The 21674-nt window shown below is 45.0% G+C and carries 20 protein-coding genes; 4 read left to right on the top strand and 16 right to left on the bottom strand.

Annotated features, from left to right (window positions below; genetic code table 11):
- Window positions 1-128: 128 nt before the first annotated feature.
- From MHH89_RS23755 to MHH89_RS23715, 9 genes are all read right to left on the bottom strand, one after another.
- Window positions 129-710, bottom strand: a complete 582-nt coding sequence (locus MHH89_RS23755) for a TerD family protein (RefSeq protein ID WP_036687422.1) — start codon at window positions 708-710, stop codon at window positions 129-131.
- Between the two features lie 57 nt (window positions 711-767).
- Entirely contained in the window at window positions 768-1343 is a 576-nt protein-coding gene (locus MHH89_RS23750; protein ID WP_036687420.1) for a TerD family protein, read from the bottom strand.
- A 29-nt stretch (window positions 1344-1372) separates the two neighbouring features.
- Window positions 1373-1969 carry a TerD family protein gene (locus MHH89_RS23745; protein WP_076124695.1) on the bottom strand — a complete coding sequence of 199 codons (597 nt, stop codon included), beginning with the start codon at window positions 1967-1969 and terminating at the stop codon, window positions 1373-1375.
- Between the two features lie 124 nt (window positions 1970-2093).
- Entirely contained in the window at window positions 2094-2540 is a 447-nt protein-coding gene (locus MHH89_RS23740) for a tellurite resistance TerB family protein (protein WP_076124697.1), read from the bottom strand.
- Window positions 2541-2695: 155 nt separating this feature from the next.
- A complete protein-coding gene (locus tag MHH89_RS23735) occupies window positions 2696-3418 on the bottom strand; it encodes an amino acid ABC transporter ATP-binding protein (protein ID WP_076276053.1) in 723 nt (240 codons plus the stop codon).
- Window positions 3419-3428: 10 nt separating this feature from the next.
- Complete coding sequence (locus MHH89_RS23730) at window positions 3429-4079, bottom strand: amino acid ABC transporter permease (RefSeq protein WP_076124698.1); 651 nt, start codon at window positions 4077-4079, stop codon at window positions 3429-3431.
- A 93-nt stretch (window positions 4080-4172) separates the two neighbouring features.
- Window positions 4173-4988 carry a transporter substrate-binding domain-containing protein gene (locus MHH89_RS23725; RefSeq protein WP_341088297.1) on the bottom strand — a complete coding sequence of 272 codons (816 nt, stop codon included), beginning with the start codon at window positions 4986-4988 and terminating at the stop codon, window positions 4173-4175.
- A 229-nt stretch (window positions 4989-5217) separates the two neighbouring features.
- A complete protein-coding gene (gene aguB, locus MHH89_RS23720) occupies window positions 5218-6093 on the bottom strand; it encodes an N-carbamoylputrescine amidase (protein ID WP_076124702.1) in 876 nt (291 codons plus the stop codon).
- Between the two features lie 53 nt (window positions 6094-6146).
- Window positions 6147-7175: an agmatine deiminase family protein gene (locus MHH89_RS23715; RefSeq protein ID WP_341088295.1), complete on the bottom strand. Its 1029-nt coding sequence runs from the start codon at window positions 7173-7175 to the stop codon at window positions 6147-6149.
- 300 nt (window positions 7176-7475) lie between these two features.
- Here MHH89_RS23715 and MHH89_RS23710 point away from each other — a divergent pair, with 300 nt between their 5' ends.
- Window positions 7476-7775: an AsnC family protein gene (locus MHH89_RS23710; RefSeq protein WP_076282369.1), complete on the top strand. Its 300-nt coding sequence runs from the start codon at window positions 7476-7478 to the stop codon at window positions 7773-7775.
- A gap of 13 nt (window positions 7776-7788) precedes the next feature.
- Here MHH89_RS23710 and yfcE read toward each other — a convergent pair whose 3' ends face one another.
- The 5 genes from yfcE to MHH89_RS23685 all read right to left on the bottom strand — a co-directional run bounded on the left by yfcE (window position 7789) and on the right by MHH89_RS23685 (window position 15385).
- Window positions 7789-8337 (bottom strand): phosphodiesterase, encoded by a 549-nt coding sequence (gene yfcE, locus MHH89_RS23705; RefSeq protein WP_341088822.1) that lies wholly within the window; start codon window positions 8335-8337, stop codon window positions 7789-7791.
- A gap of 125 nt (window positions 8338-8462) precedes the next feature.
- Window positions 8463-9947, bottom strand: coding sequence for a glutamate synthase subunit beta (locus tag MHH89_RS23700; protein WP_341088292.1), 1485 nt, complete (start codon window positions 9945-9947; stop codon window positions 8463-8465).
- Between the two features lie 250 nt (window positions 9948-10197).
- Window positions 10198-12153, bottom strand: coding sequence for a type I pullulanase (gene pulA, locus MHH89_RS23695; RefSeq protein ID WP_341088289.1), 1956 nt, complete (start codon window positions 12151-12153; stop codon window positions 10198-10200).
- A 107-nt stretch (window positions 12154-12260) separates the two neighbouring features.
- The gene (locus MHH89_RS23690; protein WP_341088286.1) at window positions 12261-12884 is read right to left on the bottom strand and encodes a C39 family peptidase; all 624 of its coding nucleotides are present in this window, start codon (window positions 12882-12884) and stop codon (window positions 12261-12263) included.
- Complete coding sequence (locus tag MHH89_RS23685) at window positions 12881-15385, bottom strand: PAS domain S-box protein (protein WP_341088284.1); 2505 nt, start codon at window positions 15383-15385, stop codon at window positions 12881-12883. Before MHH89_RS23685 ends, MHH89_RS23690 begins: the two co-directional genes overlap by 4 nt.
- A gap of 280 nt (window positions 15386-15665) precedes the next feature.
- On the opposite strand from MHH89_RS23685, the gene MHH89_RS23680 reads away from it, so the two are divergent.
- Window positions 15666-16481 (top strand): hypothetical protein, encoded by an 816-nt coding sequence (locus MHH89_RS23680; RefSeq protein WP_076220534.1) that lies wholly within the window; start codon window positions 15666-15668, stop codon window positions 16479-16481.
- Here the strand turns inward: MHH89_RS23680 and MHH89_RS23675 are convergent.
- Window positions 16474-17250 (bottom strand): YheC/YheD family protein, encoded by a 777-nt coding sequence (locus tag MHH89_RS23675; protein WP_232061115.1) that lies wholly within the window; start codon window positions 17248-17250, stop codon window positions 16474-16476. The two genes, MHH89_RS23680 and MHH89_RS23675, sit on opposite strands and share 8 nt — an antisense overlap.
- A 181-nt stretch (window positions 17251-17431) precedes the next feature.
- Between MHH89_RS23675 and MHH89_RS23670 the strand changes: the two genes are divergently transcribed.
- On the top strand, window positions 17432-18571 hold the full coding sequence (locus MHH89_RS23670; RefSeq protein WP_341088282.1) for a glycosyltransferase family 4 protein: 1140 nt from the start codon (window positions 17432-17434) through the stop codon (window positions 18569-18571).
- 436 nt (window positions 18572-19007) lie between these two features.
- On the opposite strand, the gene MHH89_RS23665 is transcribed toward MHH89_RS23670, so the two are convergent.
- A complete protein-coding gene (locus MHH89_RS23665; protein WP_076282373.1) occupies window positions 19008-20249 on the bottom strand; it encodes a DUF445 domain-containing protein in 1242 nt (413 codons plus the stop codon).
- Between the two features lie 305 nt (window positions 20250-20554).
- Between MHH89_RS23665 and MHH89_RS23660 the strand changes: the two genes are divergently transcribed.
- A complete protein-coding gene (locus MHH89_RS23660; protein WP_076124725.1) occupies window positions 20555-21427 on the top strand; it encodes a Cof-type HAD-IIB family hydrolase in 873 nt (290 codons plus the stop codon).
- Window positions 21428-21674 lie beyond the last annotated feature (247 nt).

Here is a 21674-nt window from a genome sequence, read left to right as displayed (position 1 = left end):
CGCCACCTTTATAAATGGAGTAAACCAACTAATAATTTTGTAAAAAAGAACCCCACAAAGTGGAGTCTGTACTGCTCTAAATATTTATAAAAAGGGCAGGATCGGTAATGACCCCGCCCACTTGGATGTTATTGCGCGTCCAGTCCATAGTTTCTGCATAAAGCGCTTAGACCGCCGGCAAAGCCACTTCCAATCGCCTGGAACTTCCAATCCGCACCATTGCGGTAGAACTCACAGAATACAACAGCTGTTTCAGTTGAAAAATCTTCACCTAAATCGAAGCGAAGCACTTCACGATCATTAGAAGCATCTACTACACGTACAAAAGCATTGGAAACCTGTCCAAAGTTTTGTGCCCGAGTTTCATAATCATAGATCGTTACCGTTATTCCGATGCGCTGAATATGAGCAGGGATTTTGCTGAAATCAACAACAATCTGCTCGTCATCTCCGTCACCCTCACCTGTACGGTTATCCCCCGTATGAGTCAAGGAACCTGCGCCACCCGAAGGATTGTTGTAGAATACAAAATCATCGGAGCCCTTGGCCTTACCATCTTCATGCAGTAAAAAGGCTGAGGCATCAAGGTCAAAATCTTGGCCGCCGCTATACTTATTAGTATCCCAGCCCAACCCTACTACTACCTTCGTCAAACCCGGATTAGTCTTGGTAAGATCAATCCGTTGTCCTTTAGAGAGACTGATCGTCACTGACAAAACCTTCTTTCATTTATGAATTCAATTCATCTTTAGCATGCAGAATGAAATTTATTGCAGGCCGTAGTCGCGAGTCAAACCGCTCAAGCCGTCTTTGTAGCCACTGCCGATAGCATTGAACTTCCATTCTGCACCGTTACGATACAATTCGCCTACAACAACACCAGTTTCAATAGAGAAATCCTCACCGAGGTCGAAACGAATCAATTCTTCATTGTTCAGATCGTTTACGATACGTACGTAGGAACGGGAGACTTGTCCAAAGTTTTGGCTTCTTGCTTCAGCATCATAAATTGTAATAGTAAAAGCTACTTTGTCTACATCAGCAGGGATGTTCTGAAGATCCACTTGAACCTGCTCATCATCACCATCGCCTTCACCTGTACGGTTATCTCCGGTATGAACAACAGAAGCATTCTCATTTTGCTTGTTATTGAAGAAAATGAAGTTGGTTTCTTTATCAACTTTACCACTAGCATTGGTCAAAAAGACGGATACGTCCAAATCGAAATCTTTTCCGCCGTCATATTTATTAGTGTCCCAACCAAGACCTACTGTGATTTTGGATAGACCTGGGTTTGTTTTCGTTAAATCGATTTTTTGACCTTTGGATAGATTAATTGCCATGATTACATACCTCTTTTCTTATATTTGGATTATACGTAGCGTTCTGCAAGTTGATTGATATGAGCGGCGTGGCTGCCTTCACCAATTGCAGCGAACTTCCATTCTCCACCTTGGCGGTAAAGCTCTCCACAAATAAGTGCCGTAAAACCTGTGTAGTTGTCTGACAAGTTGAATTTAATCAACTCACTATTCCCGGCAGCATTTATTACCCGAATATACGCTGATTTGATCATTCCAAAATCCTGTTTGCGATTCACCGCATCGTAAATGTTAACGACAACCAGAACCTTGTGAACATCGGCAGGAATGGCTTTCAAATTAACCATGATTTGCTCGTCATCTCCGTCGCCTTCACCCGTCAGATTATCTCCGGAATGAATGACCGAGTTGCAAGGACTTTGCTTGTTGTGGAAGCAGATCAGGTTACCCTTCTTAGTTAGCTTACCATCCTCATTTAATAGCAGTGCTGAGGCATCACAGTCGACATTCGCCTGTTTCTTGACTCCAAAGAATCCCCGCGAGGCTTCAATTGGATCCCAGCCTAAGCCCACAATTACATTGGACAAGCCCGCATTACCTTTAGTCAAATCAATCTTTTGACCTTTTACCAGATTAATTCCAGCCAAATCAACGTACCTCCGTTTCCGATAAAAATCATTATCTGTTAGTCTAGCTTTTAGGTGTTATATCAGTGATACGATAAAGAATAAATTACGTTTCAACGAACTTTTATCTATGACTTCACCTAATTTATAAACTGAATTCGCTAGGGTTTAATCCTAAGACGCCACAAATATTCCGCACAACTGCTTTTTCGTAATCATCAAAATCACCATCAGCTGATCCAATTGCCGAGCATACACCCACGATCAGACGGCCCGCTTCTGGTTTGCCGCTAAACTTAGCGATCGCTTTCAAAGCTTCTTGTTTTCCTATTTCTGGTGAAAATTCGAAGTTACTTACGTAATAGTTGAATTGAGCAATGACATCTCTCATGTCAAATACCTTCAATTCATTACTCATATTCATATAGCCGGCCATTTTGTTTTTCTCTGCTTCTTCTATTTTACCGTCCGCCGCAGCGACCAAAGCGCAGCCTGCAACTACCGCATTCATGAAATCTTTATTTTTGAATTTCTTCACTTGATCTGTAAGTCCGCTTTTGGCTGTATTCAACCAGTTTTTAAATGTGCTCATCGTATTCTCCCTCTATCACTGCTAGATTATGATAACAAAAGATATCCCAAGAGCCTCCTCTCCACGTTCCGACAGATTTTGCATATAAATCCCTGAAATAACCGTTACTCTTCTAATATACCTGATAAAATAACAAGATTCTACTTTCCACAAAATTACAGCACCTTTGATAGAAAGGATCGTGTCCGTTCTTGCTTAGGATTTCCGAACAGCTGCTCCGGACTTCCTTCTTCCACAATCTCACCTTGTTCCATGAACAGCACCCGATCCCCCACCTCACGCGCAAAGCCCATTTCATGTGTCACCACGACCATCGTCATCCCCTCACGGGCCAGTTCCTTCATCACCGCCAGCACTTCCCCCACCATCTCCGGGTCAAGCGCTGAGGTTGGTTCGTCAAAGAGCATAATTTGGGGCTCCATAGCCAGCGCCCTTGCAATTGCTACCCGCTGAGCCTGCCCCCCAGACAATGAGGCTGGATACATCTCTGCTTTTTCACTTAGACCTACTTTTTGCAGCAGCTCAAGCGCTTTTTGCCGCGCTTTATCCGGAGACCATTTACGCACCTGAACCGGCGCCAGCATAATGTTTTCTATAACCTTCATATGAGGAAATAGATTAAACTGCTGAAATACCATCCCAAGCTCTGTACGGATATCGTTAATCTTCGTACTCGCCGCCATCAAAGAAGTGCCTTCAATTACAATCTCGCCCCCCTGCGGCTGCTCCAGTAAATTAAGGCAACGCAAAAAGGTGGATTTACCCGATCCGGACGGTCCAATAACCACCACTACCTCCTGACTGAAAATATCGATACTTATGTCGGCCAGCACCGTATTTGTTCCAAATGATTTATGTAAGTTCCGTACTGAAATCATAGGCTCCATCCTATTTCAGCCTCCGTTCAACGTAATTCAGCAGCTTGCTAAGAGAATAGGTAAGAATGAAATAAATAAGTGCCGCTGTCAAATAAGGCTCCCATATCCGCAAATATTGCCCTTTCATCGTGTTGGTCCAATACATTATTTCCGGTGCAGCCACCAAAGCCAGAAGAGAGGAGTCTTTCACAAGCACAATAAACTCGTTACCAAAAGCCGGAACCATCCGTTTGATCGCTTGCGGTAAAATAATAAATCTCATCGCTTGCCGACTAGTCATCCCCAGTGAAATAGCCGCTTCCCGTTGCCCACGATCAACCGACTGAATGCCTGCCCGAAAAATCTCAGCCGAATAAGCAGCCGAATTAAGCGACAGAGCAACAAACGCAGTAATTAGAGCATTGGTTTTGCCGTAAAGCGGAGGAATCACTCCAAAGTGAACAATCAGAATCTGCACATACAGTGGTGTTCCTCGAAAAAAATTGATATATGAATGAAAAGGCCAGCGCAAATACCATTTTGGGGCCATTTTGCCAAATCCGATCCCCAGTCCCAAAATAGAGCCAAATAAAATAGAAACTACAGAAATACCAATAGTCAGCAGTGTCCCTTTTAAAAGGACGGGCAAATAATGAATGATAATGTCCATTCTAAAATCCATAGGACTCTCCCCTTCTCTTCTTTATGTCATCTCTCTTTAAAAAAATAAGCATGCGCAATAGCTATCATTACGCATGCTTATTAGGTTTTTTCCTTATTTTGCGTTCAATAAGCTATCCAGGTTAGGTTCTTCGCCGAACCAAGTTTTGTAGATTTCCGCGTACTTTCCGTTTTCCAATACCTTCTTAATAGCCGGATCCAGTTTCGCTTTTAACTCACTGCCCTTAGGGTAAAGAATGCCGTAATATTCCGCTCCGAAATTCTCCGTGTCTACAATCCCCACCAGCTTCTGCTTAGGATTGTTTTTCATGTACTCACGTACAATGGCAATATCCGCTACGACCGCATCGGCTCCGCCGCCATTCAGTTCCATCAATGCCACCGCATTGCTGTCAAAACGTTTCAAGTTAGGGTTGTCGACACCCATTATTCCGCTCATCAGGTCATCTGCAGTTGTGGCCCCTTGTATTGCAACTACTTTATCTTTAAGATCAAGTGCGTTTTTGATGTCGCTGCCTTCTTTAACCATAATCATATTGGTAGATTCGAAATAAGGGATGGAATAGTCATAGGTTTCTTTACGTTCATCCGTAATCGATACTGAAGATAGCCCTGCTTGATACTCCGTTCCCTGCTTCACACTTTGCAGCATCGTTTCCCAGCCTGTGTTCGTTACGTCATAGTCTATTCCCACTTCTTCCATAACTGCCTTAATGAAATCGATGTCGAATCCTTTGATTTTATCCGTGTCCATATACTCCATAGGAGCGTAGCTGGCATCACTGGCAAACTTAATTTTCTCCGCTGAGGATTCGTTACCAGCTTTACTGTTATTTGCTCCACAACCTACCAATGCAACCACCACAAATGATATAAAAACTGACATTAAAACACGACTTTTTATTTTCATATCCCCATTCCCCCTATTTTCGGAAATAACTTAAAGAGATTTTAACAGATTAAAGGATTCATGACAATTAACTTTTCTAAATAATGTAAGGTTATATAACACAATATTATTATTTTATACGTTTTATGCGTACATCACTCTCAAAAAAAATACCATCAAACAGAAAAAGGCACTGCCAGAGATTCTATTCTCTCTAGCAATGCCTTTAGCATATTTAACTTTAAACCTATTAAAGTGTGATATCTCCATCATAAGAACCGATCAATTTATACAGATCCGGCCGGCGGTCACGGAAGATTCCCCACTCGATCCGGCCAACTTCCAAAGCATCCAGATCGAATTCGCTTACCAGCACAGTTTGCTCCTCACGTCCAGCCTCAACGATTTTATTGCCCTGAGGACCTGCAATGAACGATGAACCGTAGAAATTAATGCTCGAATCCTCATCAATTTCCTCACCAATACGGTTGGAAGCCACGACTGGAATAAGATTCGCAGCTGCATGTCCAAGCATACAGGTCTGCCAATGATCCTTGGAATCGATCGATCCATCCTGCGGTTCAGACCCAATAGCCGTTGGATAGAACAGAATTTCTGCTCCCATCAGGCTCATTACTCTAGCCGCTTCTGGATACCATTGATCCCAGCAGATGCCTACACCAATCTTGGCATAACGAGTGTTCCATACCTTAAAGCCAGTATCTCCCGGATTAAAGTAGAACTTCTCTTCATAACCTGGGCCATCTGGAATATGACTCTTGCGGTATTTGCCCAGCACCGTTCCATCAGCATCAATTACAGCAAGTGAGTTGTAACGCGCGTAATTCTTTTTCTCATAAAAACTAATCGGCAGTACCACTTGCAGCTCCTTGGCTACTGCTTTGAAATGATTAATCGCCTTGTTATGCTCAAGCTCTGTTGCGTATGCGTAATAATCAGCTTTCTCTTTTTGACAGAAATACGGGGTCTCAAACAGCTCCTGGAGCAAAATAATTTGCGCACCCTGTGCTGCCGCTTCTCTGACCAATGTCTCGGCTTTGCTGATATTCTCCTCAATATTGCTGGAACAACTCATTTGTGTCGCAGCTACTTTTACATTTCTCAAGTATCTGTCCTCCTTGTATATAAATGTCCCTTTGGACGTCTAGTTTCCTTCAATTATAGCTGTGCAGGCATTTGCTGCGTAGTGCAGTGGACATTTCCGCCTTCGGTGATAACGGCCATTCCGTTAACTGTACGAATCTTGCGATCCGGGAACAAACCAGCCAGTACTTTCTCAGCAAGTGTATCCGTTTCTGTCGCGGTGCCCCCAAACACAGGCAAGATAATTCCGCCGTTCACGAAATAAAAGTTCAAATAACTGAGCGTCAGACGACTGCCGTCATGATCGACCCGTGGTGGCTGCTGAATCTTGATAATCTCCAGCTTACGCCCTTTGGCATCTGTAGCGTTCTCCAGAATACGCAGATTCTCTTGCGTAATCTCATAGTTCTCATCCTGCGGGTCCTCACAGACCTGGATAATAACTTTGCCTGGTGCAGCAAAACAAGCAATATTATCGACATGACCATCGGTTTCATCGCCACTAAGGCCACGTCTCAGCCAGATAATAGCTTCTGTACCTGTATAGTTCCGCACGTACTCTTCGATCTCTTCGCACTTCAGCTCCGGGTTGCGGTTTAGGTTAAGCAGACACTCTTCTGTAGTAAGCAAAGTGCCTTCTCCATCCGTATGAATCGAGCCACCCTCCATCACAAGCGGTGCATCAAAACGGGTGATCTGCGCATGCTCCAGAATCTTCGGAGCCACTTCGTCATCCAGATCCCAAGGTGAATATTTACCGCCCCAAGCATTAAACTTCCAGTTCACACCTGCCATTTGTCCTTCTTTATTAACAATAAAGGTAGGTCCGTTATCACGCAGCCAAGCATCGCTATGCGCAATAGGCAGCAGCGTTACATTCGGTCCGCCGACCAAATGCTCTACCCGCTCCACATCCTCCGGGTTCACAATGACCGTGATTGGTTCAAACTCGGCGATGGCTGTGATAATGTCAGCATAACCTTGGCACACTGACTCGTGGTTATCCGGGAAACACATAGATTCCTGCACCGGCCAGGAGATAAAAGTACGTTCATGCTTGCCCCATTCCGGTGGCATTGTATAGTTCAAATCTTTAGGATTCATGTGTTAACTACCTTTACTAATATATTTGGAGCTAGTCCTACCCTTAAAACTCCTTCCTCATCATACAATAATATGTTCTAGTGCTCAATTCCCTGGGTCATTAATAATGTTGGAAGGATTTTTTTTGTTCGCAGCCCCCATTTTACAGTTAAAAAATTTAAGTTTTCATCCGTAACAACGAAGCTAAATTTAATTATTTTAATATAAATCAGGATATCATTTAATAATTTTACTTATTTTAGTGATTCCATTTTCATTTCTAATGGATTTTATATAATTAGCTTAAAGGAGTGGGTTGCAATGGATGACATCGATCTTCAAATCTTGGAATTACTGAAAAGCAACGGCCGCATGACCAGTTCGGCATCTGGCGTCCTTCTGTCTCATAGCAGCTCCAATATGCCGTTTCTAGTTAGCGGCGTCTTTCTGGGTTCCGCATTATGGTGGATAGGTTTGACAGGGAGCACCGCTTTGTTCAGAATCAACATAATGTCAGGGCGTTCGAAACAGCTCATGTTCAACAAACTGTCCGGATTGGTAATGTTGTCTTTCGGCGTTGTCTCCCTTATTCAATCTCTCAATCTTCAGGAGTTCCTTTAAACGATATCTCTCACTATACGGTAATCTTTTTTACCACATTGCCTTCAAAATCCTTAACGATAAATTGCCCGCCCTCTAGAATAGCATAGGAATTCGGATTATTCTCTTTAGGCAGCGATATGGAGCCGGGATTCAGTACATACACTCCCTCTTTTACATCGGCAACTGGTATATGGGTATGTCCCTGAATAAAAATATCCTTCTCGGAAAGCGCCGGCAAATGCTCAATGCTAAAGCCATGACCATGTGTAGCGTAAATCCGTCTGCCTTCGTGCAAAAGCATAACATAATCGCCCATCATCGGGAATTCCAGCAGCATTTGGTCTACCTCGGCGTCACAGTTTCCACGTACTGCGGTTATCGGCTTGTTTTTGTTATATGCATTAAGCTTATTAGCAACCTCTTGTGGTTTGTAGTCCTTTGGCAGCGGATTTCTTGGACCATGATATAAAAAGTCTCCTAGAATAATAAGACTGTCCGGCTGCTCTTCTTCCACCTTTTCCAAAGCCCGTTCCAGCCAAAATAAAGATCCGTGAATGTCGGAAATAAACATTAACTTCATCATGTATTCTCCTTTTCAACTTAACTTAAGTATATATGCGCTTAGACAATAATCTTAACCTTGAACATACCACAACGCAAAGCGGACGTTCCCAAAGGAACGCCCTGCCCGCTATATCTTAACACTCACGGCAAATTCGAGGATCCCATCAAAAAGCGGTCTACTTCGCGCGCAGTCTGACGCCCTTCGTCAATAGCCCAGACTACAAGGCTTTGCCCGCGCCGCATATCGCCTGCTGTGAACACACCTTCTACATTGGTTACTTGTGCTCCGAACTCTGCTTTGGCGTTCCCCCGCTCATCGCGTTCCACCCCAAGCTCGCCCAGTATAGTTTCTTCGGGTCCTGTGAATCCCAAAGCCAGTAATACCAGCTGTGCTTGCAGGGTCTCCTCACTGCCCGGCACTTCGACCGGTACCATTCGTCCCTGTTCATTATGAGTCCATTCAATGCGCACTGTACGCAGCTCCTGCACTTGCCCACCCTCATCGCCGACAAACCGTTTCGTCGAAACCAGATAACGGCGCGGATCTTCTTGATACAGTGAAGCGGCCTCCTGCTGACCATAGTCCACTTTAAGCACCTTTGGCCATTCCGGCCAAGGATTGTTAGACTGACGTGTCAGCGGCGCCTGTGGCATAATCTCAAGCTGAGTCACACTGCGGCAGCCGTGACGGATCGAAGTGGCTACACAGTCTGTTCCAGTATCCCCACCGCCGATTACAACTACATCCTTACCTGCTGCTGATAAATATTCCCCATCGGCAAGCCCTGAATCCAGTAGGCTCTTTGTATTCAGCGTTAAAAACTCCATAGCTTGATGAATCCCACGCAAATCGCGTCCTTCTATCGGCAGATTACGTGCCTGTGTAGATCCACCACACAGTACTACAGCATCATGCTCTGCCTTGAGCTGTGATGCTGGGAGATCTCGGCCGATCTCTGTTCGAGTTACGAAGGTAATGCCCTCAGCTGCAAGCAGATCCACCCGGCGCTGTACAGTCTTTTTATCCAGCTTCATGTTGGGAATACCATAGGTAAGCAGACCGCCAATCCGGTCCGCCCGTTCATACACAGTCACCGTATGTCCTGCCTTATTAAGCTGTGCCGCACAGGCAAGCCCCGCCGGACCTGAACCCACTACAGCTACCTTTTTACCCGTGCGATGAAGCGGCGGCTCAGGCACAATCCAGCCTTCTGCAAAACCTCTATCTACAATCGACTTCTCAATAGATTTAATGGTGACAGGTTTGCCATTCATCCCTACCGTACAAGAGCCTTCGCAAGGAGCGGGACAGACACGGCCTGTAAATTCAGGAAAGTTGTTAGTCTTATGCAGACGTTTCAGCGCTATCTCCCAATTTCCACGATAGACCATATCGTTCCATTCAGGAATCAAGTTGTGCAAAGGGCAGCCGGAAGCCATACCAGACAACAGGCGTCCTACATGACAAAATGGCGTACCGCAATCCATACAACGCGCCCCTTGCTCGCGCAGCTTTTCTTCATCCATAGGTATCGAGAATTCATTCCAATTCTTAATTCGCTCCAATGCCTCACACTCGGAGGGTGTCTGTCGTTCAAACTCTAAAAATCCGGTTGCTTTCCCCATCTCTTTCATCCTCTCTACCAAAGAAAAGTACTCTCTGTCACTTTCTGCTGTTATGCCACTCTAAAGCGCCAAAGTAAATGCCTTAATATTAGCACCCCATATCTTTAACGAAAATGAGTAATGTCACCTTTTTATGTAAAATAAGAGCATCCATTCAAAAGAAAGTTCCACACAAAAAAGCACGCGGAGTACTGCACTCATTGAGCACAATACACTGCATGCTTTTGAAGAATTATCTGTAAAAAAACATCTAGTTCACCGTCAGTACTACCATTCCAATCCCGCTTATAGTTAGCTTATTACCCGTCAGATTCTGCGCAAGATCGGCTCCAAAAACTGTTTTCCATGCACCAAGCTGTGGCAGAACCAAAGCCGTCTGTTCTACATTAGCATTAAAAAGCACATAGATATGCTTCGCCGCATCGCCTCCAGCATGGCCACGCAATGTATACGCTACCGAACTTACCGGTGCTTTTTCAAATACTAGATGATTCCGAATCTCATCTGCCGTTCGCATACGGAAAGCCGGATGTGCTTTACGCAAGGCAATTAGCTGCTTCAGATAAACCACATCATCTTGATGAGCAGCGCACAGTTCCCAATCCAATTGGTTGATCTTCACCGAGGATTTATAGCTGTTCTCTATCCCGTTTTTCGTGCGCATAAATTCCTGACCCGCATGGACAAAGGGGATTCCCTGACTCATGAACACTATCGCAGAAGCTAACCTATGCATAGATTGGCGCTGTTTGTCCGTCTGCCCTTGTGTGGACAGTAATATTTTATCCCATAACGTATGATTATCATGACATTCCACATAATTGACGGTTTGCTGAGGCTCCACGGCAAATTGTCCAATGCCTGGGGCATAAGCAATGCCTCCCGCGACCCCTGCCTTTATCGCAAGCTCCAGTCCCATCATTCCGCTGATGAAGCCCGGTTGATCATGCAGAAAAATATTCCCTTTAATGGCATCCCGGAAATCATCATTAAAATGTCCGATTCCCGGCAGAAGCGCAGCATTCTTCTGATGAGCGAGCCGCTCCATCGGCAACTCCGTCCCCATCATCCAACCTTCACCAATCGTCATGATGGACGGGTCAATCCCATCCAGACGACGCCGGATTTCCTCCATCGTGTCGAGGTCAATCAAGCCCATCAGGTCAAAACGAAAACCATCGATATGGTATTCTTTGGCCCAATAAACTACGGATTCCACGATGAAGCTGGACATCATCAAGCGTTCTGAAGCCACGTCATTCCCGCAGCCAGAGCCATCCGACAGGCTTCCGTCTTGCTTGTAACGCAAATAATAGCCGGGAACCAGCTTGGTGAAATTCACACGATAGCCATCGTACACATGGTTGTAAACCACATCCATAATGACGCGGAGACCCCGATCATGAAGTGCTTGAATCATTGTTTTTAGTTCCCGGATACGCAGTCCAGGCACATATGGATCTGTAGCATAGGAGCCTTCTGGCACATTATAATTCTTCGGATCATAACCCCAGTTATAATGCGGTTCATCCAGCCTCGTCTCATCTACACTCTCTGTAGAATAATCATAGACAGGCAATAGCTGCACATGGGTTACACCGAGGTTCGCGATATGATCGAGTCCAGTGAGAATACCCTCCGGTCCGCGGGTTCCTTCTTCCGCCAAAGCAAGATATTGTCCTTTATGGGTCATACCGCTTGCTGGATGAATGGATAAGTCACGCAAATGAAGCTCATAAATGATGGCATCCACAGGATCATCCAAGGGTGGCTTATCTTCCGTCCACCGTTCCGGATCTGTTTTGCGTAAATCTAAAATAGCTCCCCTATCACCGTTCACTCCTACAGCACGTGCATAAGGATCAACCGCCTCATTCCACTGTTCTCCAAGACGTACTCGGTAGGTATAGAACTTGCCATCTAAATCACCGTCAACTGTAATTCTCCACGTTCCCCGGACATCACGGATCATAGAATACTTACACTCTGCTGCTCCCTGCCATGAATTATAGAGTACCAGCTCCGCTTCTTGAGCGGTGGGCGCCCATAAACAAAAAGCTGAACTCCCCGGTGAGTACGTTAGGCCAAGATCGTCCCCATCATAGCTGAATAACTGATCAAACTCCTGAGCAAACACGGAAATCCCTCTAGTAGCCGCAGGATCCCCATAATAAATGGGTTCCTTCATTTCCCTTTGTACGGACAAAGCACCTATCCCCTTTTCCAGTTATTAACTGGATTATAGTATGATCGTCTAAGTAGTGCAAACGTTTGGACTCAAATTTTTCAAGCTATTTTGTCAGGACAATCCCTCTACCTCGATGCATCTGCAATATCTAGCCCGACCATCGTAATAATGTCTTTATTCGCAAAATACGGAATACGCCGTTCTTTCCCTAGAGTGACTCTACCGTCCTTGTACCGCACACCATTATCGTGGACAATCAGGGTAGCACGCTCTCCGTCCTCAAATCCCTCATATCCTATACCTAGTACCCAATGGTAATCGTAAGTAAACTCACCTCTCCACCGCAGACGAAACCACTTATCAAATTTAACAGCCACAGGCCGGCCGGCATCAATTTCTGTTTTATATACTTCAAAATCATTAAACGTAGTAATAAGTAACTTTTGCTGATCCTTAGGTAAAATCACTGAATGGATATAGTTCTTCAGTCCTTTGGTAAAACGGCGCACACTCATCCCCCAAGGTCTTCCACCGTGATGGCTGTATATGTAATTAATATGAGCGGCTTTGGAAGGAAAATGACCTTTGCCCCGAATAAAGTCCGCTCCTAAATGGGTGTTCCAATACTCCGCTAACGCTGCCATCGTAGCTGGGCCACATGCAGAGGACGGGGATTCGACCCCAACCTCCCACTGTGTATATGGCTCCGCAGGCAGTTTCTTGCTAATCCGAGGCTGTCCATGCTTCATTCGGATAGATCCCCTCTTAAAGGGCTAGACTTAGGAGTACAATGTGGAGTTGCCTCCGGAAGTAGAATTACATTTGCACCGGCATCCAATTCTCCTTCTGCAGCTGCTGCCCCTTCCATTGTTGTCTCCCGTTCTTCTGTCTGCACTGTATCTTCCACATTTATCTCAGATTTACTACTATCAGGATTAATCTGCAGCGTGAAATAGAAATTAGAGCCCTCTCCTTCACTGCTCTCTACTGCGATAGCTCCGCCCATCAGCTCAACGAGCTTTTTACAAATCGCCAGCCCCAATCCGGTCCCGCCATATTTGCGATTAAACGAGGAATGCAGCTGATAAAAGGACTGAAACAGCCGATGCTGCTTCTCTAGAGGAATGCCAATCCCCGTATCCCTAACATTAAATTTCAAAGTTAATTTCTTTTGATCTGCGGACAGCTTCTGCTCTACGTAAATACTGATACTGCCCCGATCTGTAAACTTGATTGCATTGCTGACCAGATTGACCAATATCTGACGCAACCGCCCGGCATCGCCCATAATCAGTGGCGGGACTCCAGGTGCCACGCTGCATGATAACTGAATATTTTTCTCCAAAGCCTTAGCTGTAAATAGATCGATTACGCTGTCCAATACGGCTTGAAGCTGCACGGGCTCATTTACAATCATCATTTTTCCGGCTTCAATTTTGCTGTAATCCAGTATTTCATTCAAAATAGATAGGAGCGAGCTGCTGCTCTCCTTAATAATGTCAGTATATCCAAGCTGTTCTTCATCAAGCTCCGTCTCCGCCAGGAGATCCGTCATCCCTACAATTCCGTTCATCGGCGTACGGATTTCATGGCTCATAATAGCTAAGAACTCAGACTTAGCCTGGTCTGCTTTTTCTGCGGATTCCTTCGCCCGAATGATTTCCTTCTCATCCGTGATGTCCCGGAATACTACAACAACACCCTTCGGCTCCCCTTTATCAAACAGAGGGGTTACCTGGTATTCCGCCAGAAAGCTAGAACCGTCCTTACGCCACAAGACCGCATCTTTACTCTGATAAGATACACCTGACTTAATAGCCTTCATCAGTGGAGATTCCTGCGGCCGATAATGGCTCCCATCAAGCGCTATTTGCTGAATATGATCCAAATAAGGATGGCCCATAATTTCATCATGTTCATAGTCCAGCATTTGCAAACCTGCAGGGTTAATGAACGTCACCTTCTCCTCCATATCGAGTCCAAAGATGCCTTCTGAAACCGCATTTAAAATAAGGGTATACTCATTGCTAAGCTTCTCAATTTGTTCTGTATAACGGATGCGCTCTGTAATATCACGGGAAATCCCATACACACCCACTACTTGGTCATCTACAATGATCGGAATATTGGTAGTATTAATTTCTACAAAGTGTCCGTCTTTATGAATAAGCGTTAGATCATAGCTTTGAGGATAACCCTGGGCGGCTAAGTTAAAATGATACAACGTCTTCTCTATGTCCTTCTCATGCACAATGGGGCCAAAGTACATTCCGATCAGTTCCTCCAGCGAATACCCGGTCAACTTCTCCAAATTCGCATTGGCAGTCAAATAGTCTCCATGCAAATTCATAGAGTACACAGCAGATGGATTGTATTCAAACAATGATTTATACCGTTGCTCGCTCTCCTTAAGCTTGAACTCGAACTGCTTGCGCTCCGTAATTTCCCGCCCAATCGCTATAATCTCCAAGACATTTCCCTCATCATCATAGGTATAACGACTGCTCGACTCGAACCAGACATAGGTGCCATTCTTATGGCGGTAGCGGTAAGCTACAGCCGGAATAACGCCAGAGCTGCGGCTCTGCTCCATTAAACCTTGCATCATAACTAGATCATCGGGGTGAAGATAATTATAGGCGCTTGTCCCAACCATCTCTTCAGGTTCATAACCAAGCAGGGTACGGCTAGCCGAAGAACAATATAAGAAAACACTGTCTTTGACCGCATGACGCGAGATTAAATCCAGCGAATTCTCAGACATCAATCTATAATTGCGTTCACTTTGACGAATTTGTTCTTCCATTTGCTGCTGCTGATCCCGATGATCCACCGTTTCCTGAGCTGCGATCTTTAGTTCCGTAATATCCTCGGCGTATACTATAATATACGAAGGGGCTTGTCCTTCTTCTGCTCCTAATCCAGAGAACATGAGAGACAGGCAAACGGGTTGACCTTCTTTGTTTAAAAAACAATGTTCCTTCTTCCAGCTGCCCGCTGGCGATTTCTGAAGCTCGTCCATTACTAATCTATAGGAGAGCTCTTTTGAATGTGCCTCTCTATTTTCCGATTCTGTAAAAAGAGCCCCGGCAAGAAACTCGGCCTCCGTAAAGCCAAGTAGATTGCAAAAAGCCGGATTGACTTTTATCCAGTTGAAATCGCCGTTATTCGAAAACAGTACGGCCATTCCTTCTGGAGACCTCATAAATGCATGATCCAGAATTGCGTTAAATTCTACCGAGCTGCCCATTTAAGCCAGACCTCCTTTGTTGCTAGTGCTAAAGCTCTCATACCTTCTTATGTCAGTATACGATAAGAGAACTGGGGAAAGAAATGTCTAGCGCATTATTTTAAATTGGAAATATTTAAATTTAAATTATTGACGCTAGCAAATAAACAACTTATATTTAAGAATAAATATATCGTTCGTGACCTATTACGATGGAAGCACCCGTAATAAAGGCTTTTGCCTTTGCTACGGGTGCTTTTTTGTTGTCTTCAGGGATACGGACAAAAGGAGGAGCGAATTAATGAACGCACTAAAGTCATTCCCCTTACTACTACTGGTGATCCTGCTATCGTTAAGCACATCAACGGAAGCTTTTGCTGCAGCAACGACTGAATTAACACCCTCTATTCAAGCGGCTTTTGATCTAACAGCTGCGACTGCCGACGGTCCTACAAGGATAAAGATGACTAATCTGTACAATGATTTATCTACTTTAAAGATGCAATACAATAATCGTGAGGAGCAGATCCGAACCCTTCACTATAATAATGAGCAAACACTGATTGCAGTACGTAAGCAAATTAAAGAGATTGATTTAGAAACCGTAGCTCAACTGGAGGCTACCGTTAAGAGCTGCAAACAGCACTATCAGCCCTTATTCGACCAGTACAATGCGCTTAATAAGCGTATCAAGATCGCCAAGGGTCTTAAAAACAAGACGTTGAATACCGTATTACAAGCCCAAGGTGATGCTATGAAGATCCTGGTTCAGTTGGCACGCAAAGAAATTAGCGACAGACAGAATCAGTTGAATGCAGCGAAACAGACACGTACCCGAAAGATAACCTATGCCCGCAAAACCTTGTCTGGCATTGATAGTCCACAGGTCTCAATTAAATCAAACAAAAGCGTAGTCACCTCATTGAATAAACGGATTTCCGCAGATTGGAGTGACTTCAAAGCAGCGATTCGCAAGCAAAACCTTACATTAACCACTCAGTCTCTGTCCTCACTCGTCTCCGGTTACCGCCAAATCGCAACACACAAGCAAAAAATCATAGAATTAGAACAAAAGATTTCTGCTGTCATTGCAAATACGAGGAAACAGATCATTTAACGGACTTTTTCTTCTCATTCGCTCTGCGGTAAGCCATTACTTTGCGGTACATGCTTTTATCAGAAAGATGTTTAAAAATATACGGGTCCGGACTAGTATTCACTTCAATAATCCAAGGCGTCATGGATCTATCCAATCCTACATCGACACCAATCTGTCTAAACCCAGGATATTTCTTATGGTAGAAACGTCCGGTATCTTCTCCTAGCTTTCTCAGGATCTTAAGCATTTGCGCTTGCTGAGCTTCGTTCAGATAAGGAGACAGCAGCTTTTCCATAGCAGTTAGTTTGCCGCCGCTATGATAGTTGGTAACAATCTTACCTTTCTCAGCTACCCGACCGATCAGACCGGTAGTTTCCCATTTGCCCTGCGGGCTGAGCTGGACCATCACACGGATATCAAAGCGGTGTTTCCCGTGCTTTAGCAAAACTATTCCTCTCTGGATCAGGTAACTACGTCCACGCGTTGCTTTCTTTAAAGATAAATGGAAGGCGTCGAAGGTTCTAAAGGTTTTGAGTCTTGTTCCACTTTGGTACTTATATTCTGTTCCATGAGCCTCTCTACTCTGCTCAACCTTCATCACACCATTGCCATAGGTACCGTATTCCGGTTTAACATAAACCATTCCATATTTCAGCAGCATAGCTTTCAGATTGACTTTACTGAATTTTATCGTTTCGGGAATCAACGGTGAAATTTCAGCGCTTCGCATGAGCACCTTGGTTTTAATCCATTTGCTGGTCAATGCAGACTTTAACTTCTTTCCCAACTGTCCTCTCCCCTGTCCCTCAAAAAATAATCACGGCCTTAGTAAGCCTTAGTATTTTATGCTGCAACTGTACAAATGGCATGAGTGAAACGCCCTCTCCGCTTTCGGATGTATCTACTGTTTACTGTGTTGCATATGGTGGAAGAGGATATCCATTAGCGGATAAAAGGAGGCGTGAACCATGCACATTTGTATCATTGCACCGGAGCAGTTCCCAGTTCCGGGAGACGGTTCTGTAGAAATCTGCATTCGGGCCATTGCCAGAAGACTGGCGGAGAGACATAAGGTAACCATTGTAAGTCGGAAGGTACCTGGACTACCTGCTGCCACTATATTGGAGCAGGTCAGAATTATCCGATTGCCTGCAAGCACCCCAGCCCATTATCTTACTTCGGTATTAGAATACATTCAGAAAGAATCCTTTGACATCATTCAGGTTGATAATCGCCCCCATCTTATGTCTGCTGTAAAGAAGCAGCTTCCTCATATCCCGGTATTTCTGTTCCTGCACTCGCTTACCTTCACACCGGGTACAGATAAAGTGGCCCATGCCTTGGCAAAAGCGGATCTGATCATTGCCAACAGCCACTCCTTACAGCGAAGATTGGATCGCCGCTTCCCGAAACTGACCACAGGGATTCATATTGTCTTATTGGGAGCTGATCTTGACCGGTTTACCCCTGTGCAGATATCTGAAAAACAACAGCTTCGTAGTTTCTACAGACTCCCGCAGACCTTTACCGTTTTGTTCGTTGGTCGGGTTATCCCCCGCAAAGGGGTGCCTATATTAATACGTGCTATGTCGCATTTAAACAAACACCTCCCCGCTCATCTGGTCATCGCCGGCAAAGGCAAACCGTCGTACATACGGCAGTTGAAGCTCCTTGCACGGCGACTGAGAGTGTCTGTTACTTTTCTAGGAAATGTGGCTCATGAGAATATACACACCCTTTATCAGGCGGCAGACTGCTTTGTATGCCCTTCCCAGAATCATGAATCCTTCGGCCTTGTTAATGTAGAAGCTATGGCCTCCGGTCTACCTGTTATCGCTTCTAATAATGGGGGCATCCGAGAGATTGTCGCCTCTGGCCATAACGGTTATCTGGTAGAACGATATCGCGAGGCTTTACCCTTTGCCCGGCATTTGCTGCGGATAGCCCGCCATCCACAATTGGCAGTTACCATCGGATCACAAGGGAGAGCAGATGCGCTTGAAGCCTTCAATTGGCAGCGAACCGCAAACCATTTAGAACAGCTGTATCAAGCTTCTGCAACACCACAGCAAGGGTACAGAACTCTTGCAGATGGAATGCAATTGTAGACTCACCCAAAGTAGGGGCCTCCTAAGCCATCAACTGGCTGCTGGGTCCCTTTCTTTTTGAGCTTGCTTGAGCTAAACACCAATCTCCGTATGAATTAGGTAACATATGCGCATACAAGGTAGCTATCGGACACAGCTGACCCCAAACGCAGCTTTATCCCTCATTTGCAATGCTAAGGACCCTATAACCCCTATTGGCATGAAAAATGCCCCATATGAACGTCATCCATAGGAATAACGCCAGTGGAGTCCGCAAGCATGTTCCAAGAGCCAAGAACTAACAAATAACGTCATATCGGTCCATAAGCCTCAGAGGAGGATTATTACTCCACGATGCAGACAGGCCATGAGCAACAACAAAAAGCAGCGATCCTCCCTCACGGGAGAATCGCTGCTTTTCTTTTTTCCTTATTTTACAATAAATAGTAAGTTTCATTCAAATCAATTGAATAACTGTAAGCACAAGCCCTACGACAAACCCGCATAAAGCTCCGTTCACACGAATCCATTGCAGATCTTTACCCACTTTATCTTCCAGCATATTCACTAGACTAGCGTCATCCATGCTGTCCAGATTCTCTTTTACCAAAAGACCTATTCTGTAGTGGTTAGCCTCTACAAAGGCAATTAGCGAAGCGCGAATCCGCTCTTCCCAGCTGCTGATCCATTCTTGTTCCTTGCCAATACGACGTACAAGCAGGGTATAGAGCGTGAACAGCTTGCGTCCGCCAGCCGCCCGATCTTCCTCCAATAGGGAAATTGCTTTGCTGCGAATGTTCTCCAATTGCGTATGCAGAAATGCGGTTGCTGCTTCGCCTTCAAGCTCATTTATTGCCCATTCTTTTAATGAAGCCAGTCTAGCCTCGTCATTAACAATCTGGAACAGGGCCACTCGAATCTCGCGGATAATCTCTTCACGGTATGGGCTATCCTCTTCCCGAAAATCGCGGATACCGGACTGCAACATACCTTGCAGCATTTCACCAAGCATATCTGCATCCATAAACCCGACAAAAGCCTGAAAAGCCATACCTTTAAGTCCGCCAAGCTTCACTTCAGCCAATTTCTCGCTGGCAATCTTGCCCAGCATAGCCTTCGTTTCAGGACGTCCGCTCCAAGTAGACACCCCTTCCAGCGCATAGTCTAGAGCAGCTACATCTTTACCGTCATTCATTAACTTAGTAACTATTTTATCAGCCGCAACGCCAAGCTCAGCTTCACGAACATATTCGGAGGCTGCCTTTTGCAGAAACGGTACTGCCTTCTCTACCGGAAGACGAGACACGAATTCGCCAAGCTGCTCCAATATTTGTACTCTTGCCTTCTTTTTACTAAAGAACTTTGTCAGTAGCTTGGAGCCCATTGATATAAAGCCAAACTTACGCAGCTTGTTCTCAATGCTTTCCTTGTTAAGAAGCTCAGTCTCCATCGCGGTGATTAGTGATTGGATGATCTTATCGCGATTCTTGAGCAGTAGTGAGGTGTGTGGAATACGTAGCCCCATCGGATGGCGGAACAGCGCCGTTACCGCGAACCAGTCGGCAATCCCCCCTACCAAACCGGCTTCGAAACCACCTCTCAGTAGAATCACGGCTAGGTTTTCAGGTAGAAACAGTGTAATCAGAAACCCACATGCCATAAAGGCGAGTGACATGGTGGCTAAGTTTTTGGATCTCATAAATAGTCCCCTTTACATAAGCAGCTGCCGATGTCCTTACACAGGAAAAATACCGTCGGTCACGTTCCACGAACATAAGCTGACGATAGATTCGGCTAGTCGGTTAGTTTGATAACTATTGTACCACGACTGAACTATTATCTAAAAATATACTGTAAAAACCTCTTATCTCTTGTTGGACGTTCATTATTGTACAGTTGCATGAAAATGGTTTTTGGTTTTCAGAATATTAATGATAAGATACAAGTAACGTTTCAATACCCCTTAAAAAGTACCACTTTACCTGGAAAAGGAGCTCATACAATATGCTGATTGCTTTAGATATGGATGGAACATTACTGAACGAAGAAGGAAACATCAGTCCAAAAAACCGCGAAGCTATTATAAAAGCTCAGAAACTAGGTCACATTGTTATCATTGCCACAGGCCGCTCTTTTATGGATGCAGAACGTCAGCTTCGGCTAGCGGATCTGGAATGTCCTGTAGTCAGTCTAAATGGCGCAGTCGTCACATTATCTGATCGCACCCTCGCGGCAAGCACGCCGCTGAATAAAGCAGACATCATTCCCGCTCTGCGCTGGATGAACGAAATTCCGGACTTGTATTACGAGGTATACACTGAGGATAACGTTTATGTAGAGCTGAACAAACGTGTACGGTTAGAGAAATTATCTGCACTAAGCGATGAAGAAGTTCCTGAAGAAGTCAGCTGGCTGCTGAAAGCAATGATCGATCAACAGTTTCAACAAGCAGCGGTTACCTATGTGGAGAGTATGGAAGAGGTGTGGAGCAAGGAGGAAAATGTTATTTATAAAACATTGGCTTTTTCTCTAAACCGAGAGCTGCTCAAGGAAGCTTCCACCCGCTTCGCAGCTATTCCGGGCTTAATTATTACCGCCTCCCATGTAAATAATATCGAGATTAACCATGAAGAGGCCAACAAAGGCTCCGGTGTAACCATGCTTGCTGACCATTATGGTATCCCGCTAGCGGATGTAGCTGTCATGGGCGACAGTTATAACGATCAGCCGATGTTCGAGAAGGCCGGCTACCGGATTGCTATGGCTAACGCAGCGCCAATTCTTAAGGAAATGGCTGAATTCATCACCACCAGTAATGAGGAAGACGGAGTCGCGGCAGGAATTGAGCATCTTTTGAAAAGAAATTCTAAAGAATAATTTCTGCATAAAGCAGCGGATGCACAAATAGCACCGTGGGCAGTTCTGCTCACGGTGCTATTTGTGGGTTTATTTTTGCTAGGTAGGGGTCTCTCATTTACACTTTAGGTTTAGGTTGTGGCGTGCCTGTAGCTTACTTGTGGCTTGCCTATAGCTTACTTATCGCTTTCCTGTAGCTTACTGTGGCTTACCTATAGCTTACTTATCGCTTTCCTGTAGCTTACTGTGGCTGTCCTGTAGCTTACTG

Source organism: Paenibacillus sp. FSL H7-0323 (genome assembly GCF_038002725.1).
Taxonomy (GTDB): domain Bacteria; phylum Bacillota; class Bacilli; order Paenibacillales; family Paenibacillaceae; genus Paenibacillus_AQ; species Paenibacillus_AQ odorifer.
The sequence above is the reverse complement of the archived record's forward strand: the minus strand, read 5'-3'. Positions and strand labels throughout refer to the sequence as shown.

Excerpts from the sequence above, each read along its gene's own strand:
- MHH89_RS23750 (WP_036687420.1), bottom strand. The coding sequence starts at position 1,343 with ATGGCAATTAATCTATCCAAAGGTCAAAAAATCGATTTAACGAAAACA.
- MHH89_RS23740 (WP_076124697.1), bottom strand. The coding sequence starts at position 2,540 with ATGAGCACATTTAAAAACTGGTTGAATACAGCCAAAAGCGGACTTACA.
- MHH89_RS23735 (WP_076276053.1), bottom strand. The coding sequence starts at position 3,418 with ATGATTTCAGTACGGAACTTACATAAATCATTTGGAACAAATACGGTG.
- MHH89_RS23730 (WP_076124698.1), bottom strand. The coding sequence starts at position 4,079 with ATGGATTTTAGAATGGACATTATCATTCATTATTTGCCCGTCCTTTTA.
- MHH89_RS23725 (WP_341088297.1), bottom strand. The coding sequence starts at position 4,988 with ATGAAAATAAAAAGTCGTGTTTTAATGTCAGTTTTTATATCATTTGTG.
- MHH89_RS23715 (WP_341088295.1), bottom strand. The coding sequence starts at position 7,175 with ATGAATCCTAAAGATTTGAACTATACAATGCCACCGGAATGGGGCAAG.
- MHH89_RS23710 (WP_076282369.1), top strand. The coding sequence starts at position 7,476 with ATGGATGACATCGATCTTCAAATCTTGGAATTACTGAAAAGCAACGGC.
- yfcE (WP_341088822.1), bottom strand. The coding sequence starts at position 8,337 with ATGAAGTTAATGTTTATTTCCGACATTCACGGATCTTTATTTTGGCTG.
- MHH89_RS23700 (WP_341088292.1), bottom strand. The coding sequence starts at position 9,947 with ATGGGGAAAGCAACCGGATTTTTAGAGTTTGAACGACAGACACCCTCC.
- MHH89_RS23690 (WP_341088286.1), bottom strand. The coding sequence starts at position 12,884 with ATGAAGCATGGACAGCCTCGGATTAGCAAGAAACTGCCTGCGGAGCCA.
- MHH89_RS23685 (WP_341088284.1), bottom strand. The coding sequence starts at position 15,385 with ATGGGCAGCTCGGTAGAATTTAACGCAATTCTGGATCATGCATTTATG.
- MHH89_RS23680 (WP_076220534.1), top strand. The coding sequence starts at position 15,666 with ATGAACGCACTAAAGTCATTCCCCTTACTACTACTGGTGATCCTGCTA.
- MHH89_RS23670 (WP_341088282.1), top strand. The coding sequence starts at position 17,432 with ATGCACATTTGTATCATTGCACCGGAGCAGTTCCCAGTTCCGGGAGAC.
- MHH89_RS23665 (WP_076282373.1), bottom strand. The coding sequence starts at position 20,249 with ATGAGATCCAAAAACTTAGCCACCATGTCACTCGCCTTTATGGCATGT.
- MHH89_RS23660 (WP_076124725.1), top strand. The coding sequence starts at position 20,555 with ATGCTGATTGCTTTAGATATGGATGGAACATTACTGAACGAAGAAGGA.